Below are 16,332 nucleotides of genomic sequence, written 5' to 3'. Positions count from 1 at the left end.
GCCCCGTGACCAACATCCCGGAGACGGGCCGGACCCAGCGGGTCCAGATCCGTCTCATCGTCATCCAGGTCCTCGTCTTCTCCCTCCTGCTCACCCTCGGCGGCCGCCTCTGGTACCTCCAGATCCGCAACGGCCAGGAGTACTCCGACGAGGCGAAGAACAACCACGTCCAGCAGGTCGTCCAGCCCGCCGCCCGCGGCTCCATCCTCGACGCCCGCGGCGTGCCCCTCGCCGACAACGAGACCCGCCTCGTCGTCTCCGCCAGCCGCACCGAGCTGCTGAAGATGGACGACGACGGCAAGAGCGTCCTGACCCGGCTCGCCGGCGTCCTCGGCATGAAGCCCAAGGACGTCCTCGACAAGGTCCGGCTCTGCGACGCGAAGACCCCGCAGCCCTGCTGGAACGGCTCGCCCTACCAGCCGATCCCCGTCACCGACGAGGCCACCACCCAGCAGGCCCTCCAGATCCGCGAACGCGCGGAGGACTTCCCCGGCATCACCGCCGAGCCCACCGCCGTCCGCCGCTACGCCGCCCCCGGCAAGGCCAACACCGCCCAGGTCCTCGGCTACCTCTCACCCGTCACCGACGACGAGATCACCAAGGCCCAGGACAGCGACTCGCCCTATCTCCGCTCCGACCAGGTCGGCCGCTCCGGCCTGGAGCGCACGTACGACAAGGAGCTGCGCGGCAAGGCGGGCGTCACCCGCTACGAGGTCGACAACCTCGGCCGGGTCATCGGCCAGGCCAAGAACGACAAGGCGGAGCCCGGCGCCAGCGTCGTCACCTCCATCGACGCCCGCGTCCAGGCCGTCGCCGAGTACGAGCTCAACCAGGCCATGAAGGTGGCCCGTACCGAGTTCGACACCAACACCGGCGAGAACTACAAGGCCGACTCCGGCGCCGTCGTCGTCATGGAGGCCAAGACCGGCCGGGTCGTCTCCATGGCCTCCCTGCCCACCTACGACCCCAACTCCTGGGTCGGCGGCATCTCCGCCAAGGACTACGCCAAGCTCACCGGCAAGAACTCCAACTTCCCGCTGCTCAACCGCGCCATCCAGGGCCAGGCCGCCCCCGGCTCCATCTTCAAGGTGATCTCCTCGACCGCCGCGGTCAACGCCGGGTACCCCTTCGACGGCAACTACCCCTGCCCCAGCTCGTACTCCATCGGCGGCCAGACCTTCAAGAACTTCGAGTCCCAGGGCTACGGCAGCATCACCATCGGCCGCGCCCTCGAGGTCTCCTGCGACACCGTGTACTACGGCCTCGCGCACAAGGAGTGGCAGAAGGACGGCGGGAACAACCCCAAGAAGAAGCCCAACGACTGGTTCTACAAGACCGCCCACCAGTTCGGCCTCGGCAAGGAGACCGGCATCGACCTCCCCAACGAGGTCAGCGGCCGCGTCCCGGACCGCGAGTGGAAGAAGAACTTCGCCAAGGCCAACCACGACGCCTGGTGCAAGCAGGGCAAGAAGGACGGCACGTACGTCGAGAAGATCGCGTACGAGAACTGCCTCGAAGGCGACAAGATGCGCGCCGGTGACTCCGTCAACTACTCGATCGGCCAGGGCGACACCCTCGTCACCCCGATCCAGATGGCGACCATCTACGCCGCCATCTCCAACGGCGGCACGCTCTACGACCCCACCGTCGGCAAGGCGATCGTCAGCGGTGACGGCAAGTCCGTCGAGGAGATCGAGCCCACGTCGCACGGCAAGCTCCCCTTCACCAGGAAGACGCGCAACGAAATAGACGAAGCCCTCGCGGGTGTCGCGACCCGCGGCTCCGCCGCCTGGCGATTCGGCGGCTGGCCGCAGGACAAGATCCCGATGCACGCCAAGACGGGAACGGCCGAGGTCTACGGCAAGCAGACGACCTCATGGTTCGCCACGTACACCAAGGACTACTCGATCGTCATGACGATCTCCCAGGGCGGTACGGGCTCCGGCGCCTCCGGGCCCGCCGTCCGCAACATCTACAACGCGCTCTACGGACTCGACGCCTCCGGCAAGCAGGACCTCAAGAAGGCACTCCTGCCCACGCCCCAGAAGTCCCTGCCCAAGATCCAGACGGACGGCAGCATCGACTCCCCGAGGATCAAGCCGTACGACCCGGACTCGCAGAAGCCGCCCGCCACGCAGACGCTCGCCGCCGTCCTGGGGAGGCGCGACTGATGGCCGGCTTCTCCGTCCAGCGCTACGCCCCCGAGCGCTCCACCTGGGGCAGGCTCACCGCCCGTGACTCCGTCGTGCGCAGGCTCGACTGGCCACTGCTCGGCTCGGCGATCGCGCTCTCCTTCATCGGCTCGCTGCTCGTCTACTCCGCGACCCGCGGACGCGACTCGCTCACCCACGGCGACCCGTACTACTTCCTCTTCCGCCACGCCCTCAACACCGGCATCGGCTTCGCCCTGATGGTCGCCACCATCTGGCTCGGCCACCGCACCCTGCGCGGCGCGGTGCCGATCCTGTACGGACTGTCCGTCCTCCTCGTGATGACGGTCCTCACCCCCCTCGGCGCCACCGTCAACGGCGCCCACGCCTGGATCATCATCGGCGGCGGCTTCTCCCTCCAGCCCTCCGAATTCACCAAGATCACCATCATCCTGGGCATGGCGATGCTGCTCGCCGCCCGCGTCGACGCGGGCGACCAGTTGCACCCCGACCACCGGACCGTCGCCAAGGCACTGGGACTGGCCGCGCTCCCCATGGCCGTCGTCATGGGAATGCCCGACCTCGGCTCCGTGATGGTCATGGCCGTCATCGTGCTCGGTGTGCTGCTGGCCTCCGGCGCCTCCAACCGCTGGGTCTTCGGACTCCTCGGCGCGGGCACCGCGGGCGCCGTCGCCATCTGGCAGCTCGGACTGCTCGACGACTACCAGATCGCCCGGTTCGCCGCCTTCGCCAACCCGGCCCTCGACCCGGCCGGCGTCGGCTACAACACCAACCAGGCCCGTATCGCGATCGGCTCCGGCGGCCTCTCCGGCACCGGCCTCTTCCAGGGCACCCAGACCACCGGCCAGTTCGTCCCCGAGCAGCAGACCGACTTCGTCTTCACCGTCGCCGGTGAGGAACTCGGCTTCCTCGGCGCCGGACTCATCCTGGTCCTGCTCGGCGTCGTCCTGTGGCGCGCCTGCCGCATCGCCCGCGAGACCACCGAGCTCTACGGCACGATCGTCGCCGCCGGAATCATCGCCTGGTTCGCCTTCCAGGCGTTCGAGAACATCGGCATGACGCTCGGCATCATGCCGGTCGCCGGACTCCCGCTGCCGTTCGTCTCCTACGGCGGATCCTCCATGTTCGCCGTCTGGGTGGCCATCGGACTGCTCCAGTCGATCAGGGTGCAACGGCCGATAACGGCCTGAGCCGTTGCGGGCCCACTGCCCATCTGCGTACATCACGTCTAGATTCGATTGCATGGCGGACTCGAAGCGTGAGATCGAGCGGAAGTACGAAGCCACCGACGCCACCCGGCTGCCCGACCTGAGCCGGGTGGCCGGGGTCGCGGCCATCGACCGGCCCGGCGTCATGGAACTCGACGCCGTCTACTACGACACCGAGGACCTCCGGCTCGCCGCCGACAGCCTCACCCTGCGCCGCCGCACCGGCGGCGACGACGCCGGCTGGCACCTCAAATTCCCCGTCGCCTCCGGCATCCGCGACGAGATCCGGGCGCCGCTCTCCGACACCCTGCCGCCCGACCTCGCCGGACTGATCCGCTCCCGGGTCCGCGACACCGCCGTCGTCCCCGTCGTCCGCCTCCGCTCCGCCCGGGACGTCCACCTGCTCACCGGCCCGGACGGCACACCGCTCGCCGAACTCAGCGTCGACGAGGTCCGGGCCGAACGGCTGCACGGCGGCACCGGCAGCGCCGCCTGGAGCGAGATCGAGGTCGAACTCGCCGACGACGGCGACCCCTCCTTCCTCGACACCGTCGAACGACAGCTCATCGAGGCCGGGATCCGGCCCTCCGCGGCACCCTCCAAACTGTCCCGCGCCCTGGCCGAGACGTCCCCCGGGACATCCCCCGGGACGAAGCGACGGCGCCGGCCCACCCCGTCGCCGCACACCGCGGGCGACCACGTCCTGGCCTACGCCCGCCATCAGGTCACGGCGATCGTCGCCCTCGACCCGGCCGTGCGCCGCGGGCTCCCCGACTCCGTGCACCGGATGCGGATCGCCACCCGCAGGCTCCGCAGCGCGCTGCGGACGTACCGCAGGATCCTCGACCGGAGCGCCACCGACCCCGTCGGCGCGGAGCTGAAGTGGCTCGCCGCCGAACTCGGCATCGACCGTGACCAGGAGGTCCTCGACGCACGCCTGCGCGCCGGGCTCGACGAGCTGCCCCGCACCCTGGTCCTCGGCCCGGTCCGGGCCCGGCTGCGGACGTGGTCCGTGGCCCGCCGCAACGGCTCCCGCCGCCGTACCGTCGCCGTGCTCGACTCCGACCGCTACCTCGCGCTGCTGGCGGCCCTGGACGCACTCCTCACCGACCCGCCCCGGCTTCCCGCGGCAGCCGCCCCGCCCGGCAAGGAACTGGCCCGCGCGGTGCGCAAGGACCACGAACGCCTCGCCGCCCGGGTCGCCCACGCCCTGGTGCTCCCGCCCGGCCCGGACCGCGACCTGGCCCTGCACGACGCCCGCAAGGCGGCGAAGCGCGCACGCTACGCGGCGGAGGCGGCCGGCCCAGCACTCGGGAATCCTGCCAGGAAGTCCGTGCAGCGGCTGAAGTCCGTCCAGGGCGTCCTCGGCGACCACCAGGACAGTGTGGTCGCCCGTGCGGCACTGCGCGCCCTCGCCGTCCAGGCCCACGCGGCGGGGGAGGCCTCGTTCACCTGGGGACTGCTGTACGGGCAGGAGGAGGCGACGGCCGCGGCACGCGAGCGGGAGCTGCCAGGGGTGTGGGCCCGGGCCGCCCGTACGGACATCGGGACGGCGTCGGGAGGCTGAGCGGCGCGGTACGCTGGATGGTCACCCCTGCCAGCTCTCGAAAGTTCGCGATGTCTGTCGATTCGGTCTTCCCACAGCTCGAAGCTCTGCTCCCGCATGTGCAGAAGCCCATCCAGTACGTCGGCGGTGAGCTGAACTCCACCGTCAAACCGTGGGACGAATGCGACGTCCGCTGGGCCCTCATGTACCCGGACGCGTACGAGGTCGGGCTCCCCAACCAGGGCGTCATGATCCTGTACGAGGTACTCAACGAGCGCCAGGGCGTCCTCGCCGAGCGCACCTACAGCGTCTGGCCGGACCTCGAAGCGCTGATGCGCGAGCACAAGGTGCCGCAGTTCACCGTGGACAGCCACCGCCCGGTCAAGGCGTTCGACGTCTTCGGGCTGAGCTTCTCCACCGAGCTCGGCTACACCAACATGCTCACCGCCCTGGACCTGGCCGGCATTCCGCTGGCCGCCAAGGACCGCGGCCTCGACGACCCGATCGTGCTCGCGGGCGGCCACGCCGCGTTCAACCCCGAGCCGATCGCGGAGTTCATCGACTGCGCGGTCATCGGCGACGGCGAGCAGGCGGTCCTGGAGATCACCGAGATCGTCCGCGCCTGGAAGGCCGAGGGCCGCCCCGGCGGCCGCGAGGAGGTGCTCTTCCGCCTCGCGAGGACCGGTGGCGTCTACGTCCCCGGCTTCTACGACGTCGAGTACCTCCCGGACGGCCGCATCGGCCGCGTCGTGCCGAACCGGTCGGGCGTGCCGTGGCGGGTGTCCAAGCACACCGTCATGGACCTCGACGAGTGGCCCTACCCGAAGCAGCCCCTCGTCCCGCTCGCCGAGACCGTGCACGAGCGGATGTCCGTGGAGATCTTCCGCGGCTGCACCCGCGGCTGCCGTTTCTGCCAGGCCGGCATGATCACGCGCCCCGTGCGGGAGCGAAGCATCACCGGTATCGGCGAAATGGTGGAGAAGGGCCTCAAGGCGACCGGCTTCGAGGAGGTCGGGCTGCTCTCCCTCTCCTCCGCGGACCACACCGAGATCGGTGAGATCGCCAAGGGCCTCGCCGACCGCTACACCGAGGACAAGATCGGCCTCTCGCTGCCCTCCACCCGCGTCGACGCGTTCAACGTGGACCTGGCCAACGAGCTGACCCGCAACGGCCGTCGCTCCGGTCTCACCTTCGCCCCCGAGGGCGGCTCCGAGCGCATGCGCAAGGTCATCAACAAGATGGTCTCGGAGGAGGACCTGATCCGTACGGTCTCCACCGCGTACGGCAACGGCTGGCGTCAGGTGAAGCTGTACTTCATGTGCGGCCTGCCCACGGAGACCGACGAGGACGTCCTTCAGATCGGCGACATGGCGGTCAAGGTGATCGCCAAGGGCCGCGAGGTCTCCGGGCAGAACGACATCCGCTGCACCGTCTCCATCGGCGGCTTCGTACCCAAGCCGCACACCCCGTTCCAGTGGGCCCCGCAGCTCAGCGCCGAGGAGACCGACGCCCGGCTGACCAAGCTCCGGGACAAGATCCGCGGCGACAAGAAGTACGGCCGCTCGATCGGCTTCCGCTACCACGACGGCAAGCCCGGCATCGTCGAGGGCCTGCTCTCCCGCGGCGACCGCCGGGTCGGCTCCGTCATCCGCGCGGTCTACGAGGCCGGCGGCCGCTTCGACGGCTGGCGCGAGTACTTCAGCTACGACCTGTGGATGAAGAGCGCCGAGAAGGCACTGCCCGACTTCGGCGTGGACGTCGACTGGTACACCACCCGCGAGCGGACGTACGAGGAGGTCCTGCCCTGGGACCACCTGGACTCCGGTCTGGACAAGGACTGGCTCTGGGAGGACTGGCAGGACTCGCTCGACGAGACCGAGGTCGAGGACTGCCGCTGGACGCCGTGCTTCGACTGTGGCGTGTGTCCTCAGCTGGACACGAGCATCCAGATCGGCCCGACGGGCAAGAAGCTCCTGCCGCTGACGGTCGTGAAGTGACACCGCTCGTGAAGTGACACAGGCCGTGAAATGACACCGCCCGGCTCCGGCCGGGTGACATCTCGGTGACGAAGGCCCGGTCGGGGGAAACCCCCGGCCGGGCCTTCGCGTCATGGAGTGCATGGACTACGGAAAGCACCAGGCGCCCGCGCGGTACGAGAGCGGTGACGGCTGTCTGACCACCCTCGTCAGGATTCCGGTGAGGATCGTGGTCCTCGTCCTCGTCCTGCCGGTCCGGATGGTCTGGGACGCCCTCGTCGCCGGCGCCCGTGCGGCCGACCGTGTCCTGCTCCGCCCGCTGGGGCGGGCGCTGGCGTGGCTCTTCGAGGTACTGGTCGAGCTCCCGGCCCGCCGGCTGTACGCGCAGGTACTGACCCCGCTGGGGCACGGGCTGCGGTGGCTGGCCATGGCGGTGTTCCTGTGGCCGTGGGTTGCGCTGTGGCGGTACGTGGTGGTGCCCGGGGTGCGGTACGGGATCGTGGTGCCGCTGCTATGGCTGTACGAGCAGGTCCTCACCCCGGCCGGGCACGGGCTGCGGTGGGTCTGGCGGGCGCTGCTGCTTCCGGCGGGACGGGGCATCGCCACTGCCGTGAAGTGGCTGCTCACCGCCGTGCTCGTCATGCCGGTGGTGCTGCTGTGGCGCTACGTCCTCACGCCGCTGGGCCTGGCCGCCACATGGCTCGTGGAGCACCTGATCGTGCTGCCGCTGGTGTGGACGTACCGGCGACTGCTCACCCCGCTGGGCCATGGCATCGGCTGGCTCCTCGACGGTCTGGCCCGCGGCATCGGTGCCGGATTCCGGGGTCTGTGGGCTGCCGTCCGGTGGCTGGTCACGGTGGTTCTCGTCGTTCCGGTGGTCTGGGTGTACCGGCGGGTCCTGACCCCCGTCGGGCGGGAGATCGCCGCCGCGTTCGGCGTCGCCTGGCGCATTGCCGGGTACATCTCGCGGGCCGTCGGGCGCGCGCTGGCCTGGCTGGCGTGGCATCTGGTCGGGGCGCCGGTGAGCTGGGTCTACCGCGCGGTGTGCACTCCGGTCGGGCATTTCGTGCGCGACGCCGTCCTGGCCCCGGCCCGGCGGGCCGCCCTCGCGGCGGGCCGGACGGCCCGCGAGGCCATGCGCACGGCCCGCGAGACCGTCCGCCAGGTCAGGCGCGACGCGTGGCGGGCGCTGGTCGGCGGGGTCCGCGAACCCGAGCCCCGGGAACCTGGGAGCCCCCTTGCGCGTACTCTGGGTAGTACAACGACTGTGCCCAGCGCGGCGCCCGAACCAGAGATCTCCCTGCTCGGAGAGAAATCCGTCCAGCAGGGGTGAGCCGGACCGGACACCCCGGGGACACCGCATTTCGAGGGCGGCGCGCAACCGCGTCCGCTCCGCACCGAGGAGAAGAACCACTGGGCAAGCGACAGCCCGAAGGCCCGCCGCCCGCACCGGCAGTGCAGCGCATTCGACTGCGCTACACCAAGCGCGGCCGCCTCCGGTTCACCAGTCACCGTGACTTCCAGCGTGCCTTCGAGCGGGCGTTGCGCCGCTCGGAGGTTCCCATGGCCTACTCGGCGGGCTTCACCCCGCATCCCAAGGTGTCGTACGCCAATGCCGCACCCACCGGCACGGGCAGCGAGGCCGAGTTCCTGGAGATCGCGCTCACCGAGGCCCGTGACCCGGGCACCCTGCGCGATCTGCTCAACGACTCGCTGCCGGACGGCCTCGACATCACCGATGCCGTCGAGGCCCGCACCTCGGGTCTCGCCGACCGGCTGACCGCCTCCGTCTGGGAGATGCGGCTGGACGGCGTCGACGTGGCGGAGGCCCAGAAGGCCGTGGCCGCGTTCAACGCGGCAGAGACCGTCGAGGTCGAGCGCCGTACGAAGAACGGCATGCGGACCTTCGACGCCCGGTCCGCCGTGGTCGACCTGCAGGCCCTTGATCATCAGCCTGATAGGCCCGGGGACAAGGCCTGTGCGATACTGCGGCTGGTTGTTCGGCACGTGACACCTGCCGTTCGGCCTGACGACGTCCTGTCCGGTCTCCGCGTTGTGGCCGACCTGGCGCCGCCGGTCCCCGCAGCGGTGACCAGGCTGGCGCAGGGGCTCTTCGACGAGGAGTCCGGCACGGTGACCGACCCGCTCGCGCCCGACCGCGAGGCAGCCCCGGCCGCTCCATCCACGGCCGCCGGGACCGCCGTCGCGACGGCGCCGGAAGGTGCAGGTTCCGCGTAAGGCGGTCGTTGTAGCGCAGCCCTCGGGCTCGGGAGCCACCTGGGCCGGGCCGCGCGCTGACCCATAAGACTTTCGCCAGGCCGTGCGCACACCGCGTAGGGAACCGGCGAGCCAGACATTCAGCTCCCGTGCGGCGCCCGCGCCCCGGACGGCGGTATCGCGTACATCATGCGGACCGTGCCGGACCGGAATCAGGTGCGGCGCCCGGGAGCACGACGGGAGAACCGCCCGCATGCCCCAGCCCACCGAACCCGGCACGACCGGGAACGCTGAAGACAACAACACCCCCGGGGACAAGCTGCCGCCGCGCCGCAGGCGCCGCGCCGCGTCCCGCCCCGCCGGCCCGCCGACGGCGGGCGTACAGGCCGGAGCCGAGGCGCCGGCCATACCGGCCGTTGACGCCGGAGTGTCGGAAACCAGTACCGAGAACGCCACCGAGGCCGAGGCCGCGCCGCCCGTCCGTGCGCGCCGCCGCGCGGTCCGCAAGGCGACCGCTCCGGCGGGTGCGCCGCAGGCCGCGGAGATCGTGGAGCCCGTCGCCGAGGCGGCTGCGCCGGCCGAGGCAGAGACCGCGGAGCCGGTCGAGGCGCCGCGTGCGCGTCGTCGTGCGTCCCGCAAGGCGACTGCCCCGGCGGGTGCGCCGCAGGCTGCCGAGGCCGTAGAGGCCGTGGCGCCCGTGGTGGCCGAGCCGGTCGTGGAGGAGCCCGTGGCGGAGCCGGTCGAGGCGCCGCGTGCGCGTCGTCGTGCGTCCCGCAAGGCGACCTCTCCGGCGGGTGCGCCGCAGGCCGCCGAGGCCGTCGAGATCGTTGAGGAAGCAGTGGCCGTGGAGAGCCCCGAGCCCGCCGCTGCCGAGCCCGTCGTCGCCGAGGCGCCGCGTGGCCGCACCCGGCGCAGGGCTTCCGCCCCGGCCGGCGCGCCGCAGGCCGCCCGGGTCGAGCCCGTCGTCGCCGAGGCCGCCGAGGTGGCGGAGACGCCCGAGGTCACCGAAACGGCCGAGCCCGTCGAGGCACCGCGAGGCCGTCGCCGTGCGTCCCGTAAGGCGACGTCCCCGGCAGGTGCCCCGCAGGCCGCCGAGGAGCGCGTCGAGGCTCAGTCCGGCGAGAGTCTGCCCGAGGAGGCCGTCGAGGAGCTGGCAGCCGAGACCGCCGAGGTCGAGGAGGCCGCCCCGCGCGGCCGTCAGCGTCGCCGGGCGACCGCCGCCGCAGGCCGGCCCGAGTTCACCGGCAAGGTCGAGGAGCCCGCGCGCCGGAGCCGTCGCGCGACGCGCCCCGCCGTGGCCGTCTTCCAGGCGCCGGTCTTCGCCGAGCCCATGTTCCAGACTCCGGAGACCGCGGCCGCCGCGGCCGCCGCAGCGGTTCCGGCCGTGGAGGACGAGGAGCTCGAGGACGAGATCGTGACGGCCGAGGAACAGGTCGCGGCCACCGAGACGGCCGCCCCGGCCGAGGCCGCGCCGCAGGCCGGTTCGCGTCGCCGTCGCCGCCGTCGCGGTGAGGCCGCCGAGGGCGAGCCCGCCGCCGCGCCCGTACCGGCCGCCGCCCCGGTGGAGGAGCAGGCCGAGGACGAGCCGTCGGGCGAGAACGACGCGGAGCAGGACGGGGAGGAGACCGACGAGTACGGCGACCGCCCGTCGCGCCGGCGCCGTCGCGGTGGCCGTCGCCGCCGCCGTGGCGAGTCCGCCGAGGACGACGCCGCCGAGCAGCACCCGGACGACGACGCCGACCGCACCGAGGACGAGCGCGAGCACGAGTCCGAGGACGAGGGCGACGACGAGCAGGACGACCACGAGTCCGCCGCCTCCGGATCGAGCAGCAGCCGTCGTCGCCGGCGCCGCCGCCGTCGCAGCGGTGACGCCTCGTCCGACGCCGAGAACGGTACGGACGACCCGGAGCGCACGGTCGTCAAGGTCCGCGAGCCCCGTAAGAAGGAGGCCGAGCGCGAGCCCGGCACCGGCTTCGACGAGGTCCAGTCCATCAAGGGCTCGACCCGTATGGAGGCCAAGAAGCAGCGCCGCCGCGAGGGCCGGGAGCAGGGCCGCCGCCGCGTGCCGATCATCACCGAGGCGGAGTTCCTCGCCCGTCGTGAGGCCGTCGAGCGCGTGATGGTCGTCCGCCAGAACGGCGAGCGCACCCAGATCGGCGTCCTCGAGGACAACGTGCTCGTCGAGCACTACGTCAACAAGGAGCAGGCCACCAGCTACGTCGGCAACGTCTACCTGGGCAAGGTCCAGAACGTCCTGCCGTCCATGGAGGCCGCGTTCGTCGACATCGGCAAGGGCCGCAACGCGGTCCTGTACGCCGGTGAGGTCAACTTCGAGGCGCTCGGCATGGCCCACGGGCCGCGGCGTATCGAGAGTGCGCTCAAGTCCGGCCAGTCCGTCCTGGTCCAGGTGACGAAGGACCCGATCGGCCACAAGGGCGCCCGCCTGACCAGCCAGGTCTCGCTGCCCGGCCGCTACCTGGTCTACGTGCCCGAGGGCTCGATGACGGGGATCAGCCGCAAGCTGCCCGACACCGAGCGCGCCCGGCTCAAGACCATCCTCAAGAAGATCGTTCCCGAGGACGCGGGCGTCATCGTCCGTACCGCCGCCGAGGGCGCGAGCGAGGACGAGCTGCGCCGCGACGTCGAGCGTCTGCAGCAGCAGTGGGAGGACATCCAGAAGAAGTCGAAGAGCAGCGGCAGCTCCAACGCGCCGACGCTTCTCTACGGCGAGCCGGACATGACCGTCCGGGTCGTCCGCGACATCTTCAACGAGGACTTCTCCAAGGTCATCGTCAGCGGCGACGAGGCGTGGGACACCATCCACGGCTACGTCTCGCACGTGGCGCCCGACCTGACGGACCGGCTGTCGCGGTGGACCTCCGAGGTCGACATCTTCGCGACGTACCGGATCGACGAGCAGCTCATGAAGGCGCTGGACCGCAAGGTCTACCTGCCGAGCGGCGGCTCGCTGGTGATCGACAAGACCGAGGCGATGGTCGTCGTCGACGTCAACACCGGCAAGTTCACCGGTCAGGGCGGCAACCTCGAGGAGACCGTCACCAAGAACAACCTGGAGGCGGCCGAGGAGATCGTGCGTCAGCTGCGGCTGCGCGACCTCGGTGGCATCGTCGTCGTCGACTTCATCGACATGGTGCTGGAGTCCAACCGGGACCTGGTGCTGCGGCGTCTGCTGGAGTGCCTGGGACGCGACCGTACGAAGCACCAGGTCGCCGAGGTCACCTCGCTGGGCCTGGTCCAGATGACCCGCAAGCGGGTCGGCCAGGGTCTGCTGGAGTCCTTCTCCGAGACCTGTGTCCACTGCAACGGGCGCGGCGTGATCGTGCACATGGAGCAGCCCACCTCGATCGGTGGCGGCGGCAACGGCAAGCGGTCCAAGAAGCGCCGCGGCGGTTCGGGCCAGGATCACGAGCACGACCACGGTCACGAGCAGGACCACGACGAGCACGTCTCCGAGGCGGAGACCGACGTCGAGACCGAGGCCGAGGTGGCTGCTGAGGTCGCCGCCCCGCTGGCGCTGCCGGAGCCGGAGTTCGTCCCCGACGAGGAGCTGTACAGCAGCCCGGCCGAGGCCGAGGCGGCCGCCGGGCGCGGCCGTGGCCGTCGTCGGGCCACCCGGAAGGCATCGGCCCCGGCCGGTGCTCCGAGGGCGGCGTCCGCCCCGGCCCCCGTGGCCGAGCCGGTCGCGGCGCCGGAGCCCGTCGTGGAGCCGGAGCCGGAGCCGGTCGTCGAGGCCCCGGTCGCCGAGGCGCCCGTCGCCGAGGCGCCCCAGGGCCGTACGCGCCGCCGGGCGACCCGTAAGGCGACCGCCCCGGCGGGCTCGCCGGCCCCGGCCGAGGAGATCGCGCCGGTTCCGGCCGCCGAGGAGCCGGTGACCGCCACTGCGGTCGCCGCCGAGGACCCGGTCGTCGAGGCGCCCCACGCCGAGGCACCGGCCGAGGAGCCGGCCGCCCCGCCGCGTGCCCGGCGCCGGGTGACCCGCAAGGTCACCGCGCCCGCGGGTTCCCCCGCGGGTGCCGAAGAGGCAGAGGTCGTCGTGGTGACGGCCGCCGAGCCGGAGTCCGTGCCCGACGACGGGACGGCACCGGCCAAGAAGGCGGTCCGCAAGACCGCGAAGAAGGCCACGGCCAAGAAGGCGGCCACCAAGAAGACGGCTGCCGCCAAGAAGACCGTCGCGAAGAAGACGACGGCCAAGAAGGCGGCCGCCAAGAAGACGGTGGCGGCGGAGCAGCAGACGTCCTCCTCCGTCACGGCTTCGGCCGACGAGGCCTGAGCGGCCTCTCGCGGCGCGTGACGACGCAGCCGTCCCGGTCCCGTAGAACGGACCGGGCCGGCTGCGTTCCGGCGCCCGGTCTCTTCGCCCCCCACACGGAAGTCGCCAGCACATGCACAAGATCCAGAAGGCAGTCATACCGGCCGCCGGGCTCGGAACCCGGTTCCTGCCGGCGACCAAGGCAACTCCCAAGGAGATGCTGCCGGTGGTCGACAAGCCCGCGATCCAGTACGTCGTGGAGGAGGCCGCCGCGGCGGGGCTGAGCGATGTGCTGATGATCACCGGGCGCAACAAGCGGGCCCTCGAGGACCACTTCGACCGGAACTACGAGCTGGAGTCGGCGCTGACCCGCAAGGGCGACGACGAGCGGCTGGTGCGGGTCCAGGAGTCCAGCGAACTGGCGACCATGCACTACGTCCGCCAGGGCGATCCGCGGGGCCTGGGCCACGCCGTTCTGTGTGCGGCGCCCCATGTGGGCGACGAGCCCTTCGCGGTTCTCCTCGGTGACGACCTGATCGATCCGCGCGACCCTCTGCTGTCGCGCATGGTGGAGATCCAGGAGCGTGAGGGCGGCAGCGTCGTCGCGCTCATGGAGGTCGCGCCCGAGCAGGTCCACCTGTACGGATGCGCCGCGGTGGAGGCCACCGCGGAGAGCGACGTCGTACGGGTCACCGGGCTGGTCGAGAAGCCGGATGCCGGCGACGCGCCCAGCAACCTGGCCGTCATCGGCCGCTACGTCCTGGACCCGGCCGTCTTCGGTGTGCTGCGTGAGACGGAGCCGGGCCGCGGCGGCGAGATCCAGCTGACCGACGCGCTGCAGCAGCTGGCCGCCGACGAGAAGCGCGGCGGCCCGGTGCACGGCGTCGTCTTCCGCGGCCGCCGTTACGACACCGGTGACCGCGGCGACTACCTGCGGGCCATCGTCAGACTCGCCTGCGAGCGCGAGGACCTGGGCCCGGAATTCCGTACCTGGCTGCGTGGTTTCGTGGCGGCCGAGCTCTGAGCCGCCGCGGCCGTACCGCGCACGCACCCACCCGAGAAACACGCACCAAGGACCAAGGAGAACCCTCATGATCGGCATGATTCTGGCGGCCGGCGCCGGCCGCCGTCTGCGCCCCTACACCGACACGCTTCCCAAGGCCCTGGTGCCGGTGGGCCCCGAGGGTGACGAGGAGAGCCTGACCGTCGTCGACCTGACGCTGGGCAACTTCGCCGAGGTCGGTCTGACCGATGTCGCGATCATCGTGGGCTACCGCAAGGAGGCCCTGTACGAGCGCAAGGCGGCCCTCGAGGCGAAGTACGGCGTCACCCTCACGCTGATCGACAACGACAAGGCCGAGGAGTGGAACAACGCCTACTCCCTGTGGTGCGGGCGTGACGCGCTCAAGGACGGCGTGATCCTCGCCAACGGTGACACCGTGCACCCGGTCTCCGTCGAGAAGACGCTGCTGGCCGCCCGCGGCGAGGGCAAGAAGATCATCCTCGCCCTCGACACGGTCAAGCAGCTCGCCGACGAGGAGATGAAGGTCGTCGTCGACCCGGAGAAGGGCGTTCAGCGGATCACCAAGCTGATGGACCCGGCCGAGGCGACGGGCGAGTACATCGGGGTCACCCTCATCGAGGGCGACGCGGCCGAGGAGCTGGCCGACGCCTTGAAGACCACGTTCGAGCGTGACCCGGACCTCTACTACGAGGACGGCTACCAGGAGCTCGTCAACCGCGGCTTCAAGGTCGACGTGGAGCCGATCGGCGACGTGAAGTGGGTCGAGATCGACAACCACGAGGACCTGGCCAAGGGCAGGAAGATCGCGTGCCAGTACTGACCCGGCTGATACCCGCGCCGGTCGTCGTCGACATCCGTGCGGGTGCGCTGGCCGATCTGGCGGGTGTCCTCGCCGATCAGCGGATCTCCGGTTCGGGCAAGCTGGCGGTCGCGATCAGCGGGGGTTCCGGCCGGGCACTGCGGGAGCGGCTGTCGGACAGCCTGCCGGGCGCGTCCTGGTTCGAGGTCGGCGGCGGGACGCTGAACGATGCCGTCAAGCTCGCCGAGGACATGAAGTCCGGGCGGTACGACGCCGTCGTGGGCCTCGGCGGCGGCAAGATCATCGACTGTGCGAAGTTCGCCGCGGCGCGCATCGGGCTGCCGCTGGTGGCCGTGGCGACGAACCTGTCCCACGACGGTCTGTGCTCACCCGTGGCCACGCTGGACAATGACGCGGGCCGTGGCTCGTACGGTGTCCCGAACCCGATCGCCGTCGTCATCGACCTCGACATCATCCGTGAGGCCCCGGTCCGTTTCGTGCGGTCCGGGATCGGTGACGCGCTCTCGAACATCTCCGCGGTGGCGGACTGGGAGCTCGCCCACCGGGTCAACGGCGAGGACATCGACGGGCTGGCCGCCGCGATGGCGAGGCAGGCCGGTGAGGCCGTACTGCGCCACCCCGGGGACCTGGGCGACGACGGTTTCCTCCAGGTGCTGGCCGAGGGGCTGGTGCTCACCGGCATCTCGATGTCGGTGGCGGGGGACAGCCGTCCCGCCTCGGGCGCCTGCCACGAGATCAATCACGCCTTCGACCTGCTCTTTCCCCAGCGTGCCGCCAGCCACGGCGAGCAGTGCGGTCTGGGCGCGGCGTTCGCCATGCACCTGCGCGGTGCGCACGAGGAGTCCGTGCGGATGGCGAAGGCGCTGCGGCGGCACGGGCTGCCGGTCACGGCCGAGGAGATCGGGTTCAGCGTGGACGAGTTCGTCTCGGTGGTCGACTTCGCGCCCCGGACCAGGCCGGGCCGCTACACGATCCTGGAACACCTGAACCTGTCCGCGGACGGGATCAGGGACGCCTACGCCGGCTACGTCAGGGCGGCCGGGGCCTGAAAACGGGGCCCGGTTTGACCGGGCTGTCCGGGGACCCGTAATCTTGACCGT

Annotated in this window: 10 protein-coding genes; all 10 read left to right on the top strand. The window is 71.4% G+C overall.

Annotated elements, in window-relative coordinates; translation table 11 throughout:
* Positions 1–5 precede the first annotated feature (5 nt).
* The 10 genes from mrdA to OG782_RS11745 all read left to right on the top strand — a co-directional run bounded on the left by mrdA (position 6) and on the right by OG782_RS11745 (position 16,281).
* Positions 6–2,171, top strand: coding sequence for a penicillin-binding protein 2 (gene mrdA / locus OG782_RS11790; protein WP_406450050.1), 2,166 nt, complete (start codon positions 6–8; stop codon positions 2,169–2,171).
* Positions 2,171–3,361: a rod shape-determining protein RodA gene (gene rodA / locus OG782_RS11785; protein WP_406450048.1), complete on the top strand. Its 1,191-nt coding sequence runs from the start codon at positions 2,171–2,173 to the stop codon at positions 3,359–3,361. Before mrdA ends, rodA begins: the two co-directional genes overlap by 1 nt.
* 52 nt (positions 3,362–3,413) lie before the next feature.
* Positions 3,414–4,946: a CHAD domain-containing protein gene (locus OG782_RS11780; protein ID WP_406450046.1), complete on the top strand. Its 1,533-nt coding sequence runs from the start codon at positions 3,414–3,416 to the stop codon at positions 4,944–4,946.
* A gap of 50 nt (positions 4,947–4,996) precedes the next feature.
* A complete protein-coding gene (locus OG782_RS11775) occupies positions 4,997–6,922 on the top strand; it encodes a TIGR03960 family B12-binding radical SAM protein (RefSeq protein ID WP_406450044.1) in 1,926 nt (641 codons plus the stop codon).
* A gap of 121 nt (positions 6,923–7,043) precedes the next feature.
* Complete coding sequence (locus tag OG782_RS11770) at positions 7,044–8,234, top strand: hypothetical protein (protein WP_406450042.1); 1,191 nt, start codon at positions 7,044–7,046, stop codon at positions 8,232–8,234.
* Positions 8,235–8,356: 122 nt separating this feature from the next.
* Positions 8,357–9,139 carry a TIGR03936 family radical SAM-associated protein gene (locus OG782_RS11765; RefSeq protein WP_406450040.1) on the top strand — a complete coding sequence of 261 codons (783 nt, stop codon included), beginning with the start codon at positions 8,357–8,359 and terminating at the stop codon, positions 9,137–9,139.
* A 232-nt stretch (positions 9,140–9,371) separates the two neighbouring features.
* Positions 9,372–13,409, top strand: a complete 4,038-nt coding sequence (locus OG782_RS11760; RefSeq protein ID WP_406450038.1) for an Rne/Rng family ribonuclease — start codon at positions 9,372–9,374, stop codon at positions 13,407–13,409.
* 112 nt (positions 13,410–13,521) lie between these two features.
* Positions 13,522–14,412, top strand: a complete 891-nt coding sequence (galU, locus tag OG782_RS11755; protein WP_406450036.1) for a UTP--glucose-1-phosphate uridylyltransferase GalU — start codon at positions 13,522–13,524, stop codon at positions 14,410–14,412.
* A 67-nt stretch (positions 14,413–14,479) separates the two neighbouring features.
* Positions 14,480–15,232, top strand: coding sequence for a sugar phosphate nucleotidyltransferase (locus tag OG782_RS11750; RefSeq protein WP_406450034.1), 753 nt, complete (start codon positions 14,480–14,482; stop codon positions 15,230–15,232).
* Positions 15,220–16,281, top strand: coding sequence for an iron-containing alcohol dehydrogenase family protein (locus tag OG782_RS11745; protein WP_406450032.1), 1,062 nt, complete (start codon positions 15,220–15,222; stop codon positions 16,279–16,281). The genes OG782_RS11750 and OG782_RS11745 overlap by 13 nt, the downstream gene beginning before the upstream one ends.
* Positions 16,282–16,332 lie beyond the last annotated feature (51 nt).

It is taken from the genome of Streptomyces sp. NBC_00876, assembly GCF_045207435.1.
GTDB lineage: Bacteria > Actinomycetota > Actinomycetes > Streptomycetales > Streptomycetaceae > Streptomyces.
Note: the sequence above shows the minus strand (reverse complement) of the source record. Positions and strands in the feature narration are given on the sequence as shown.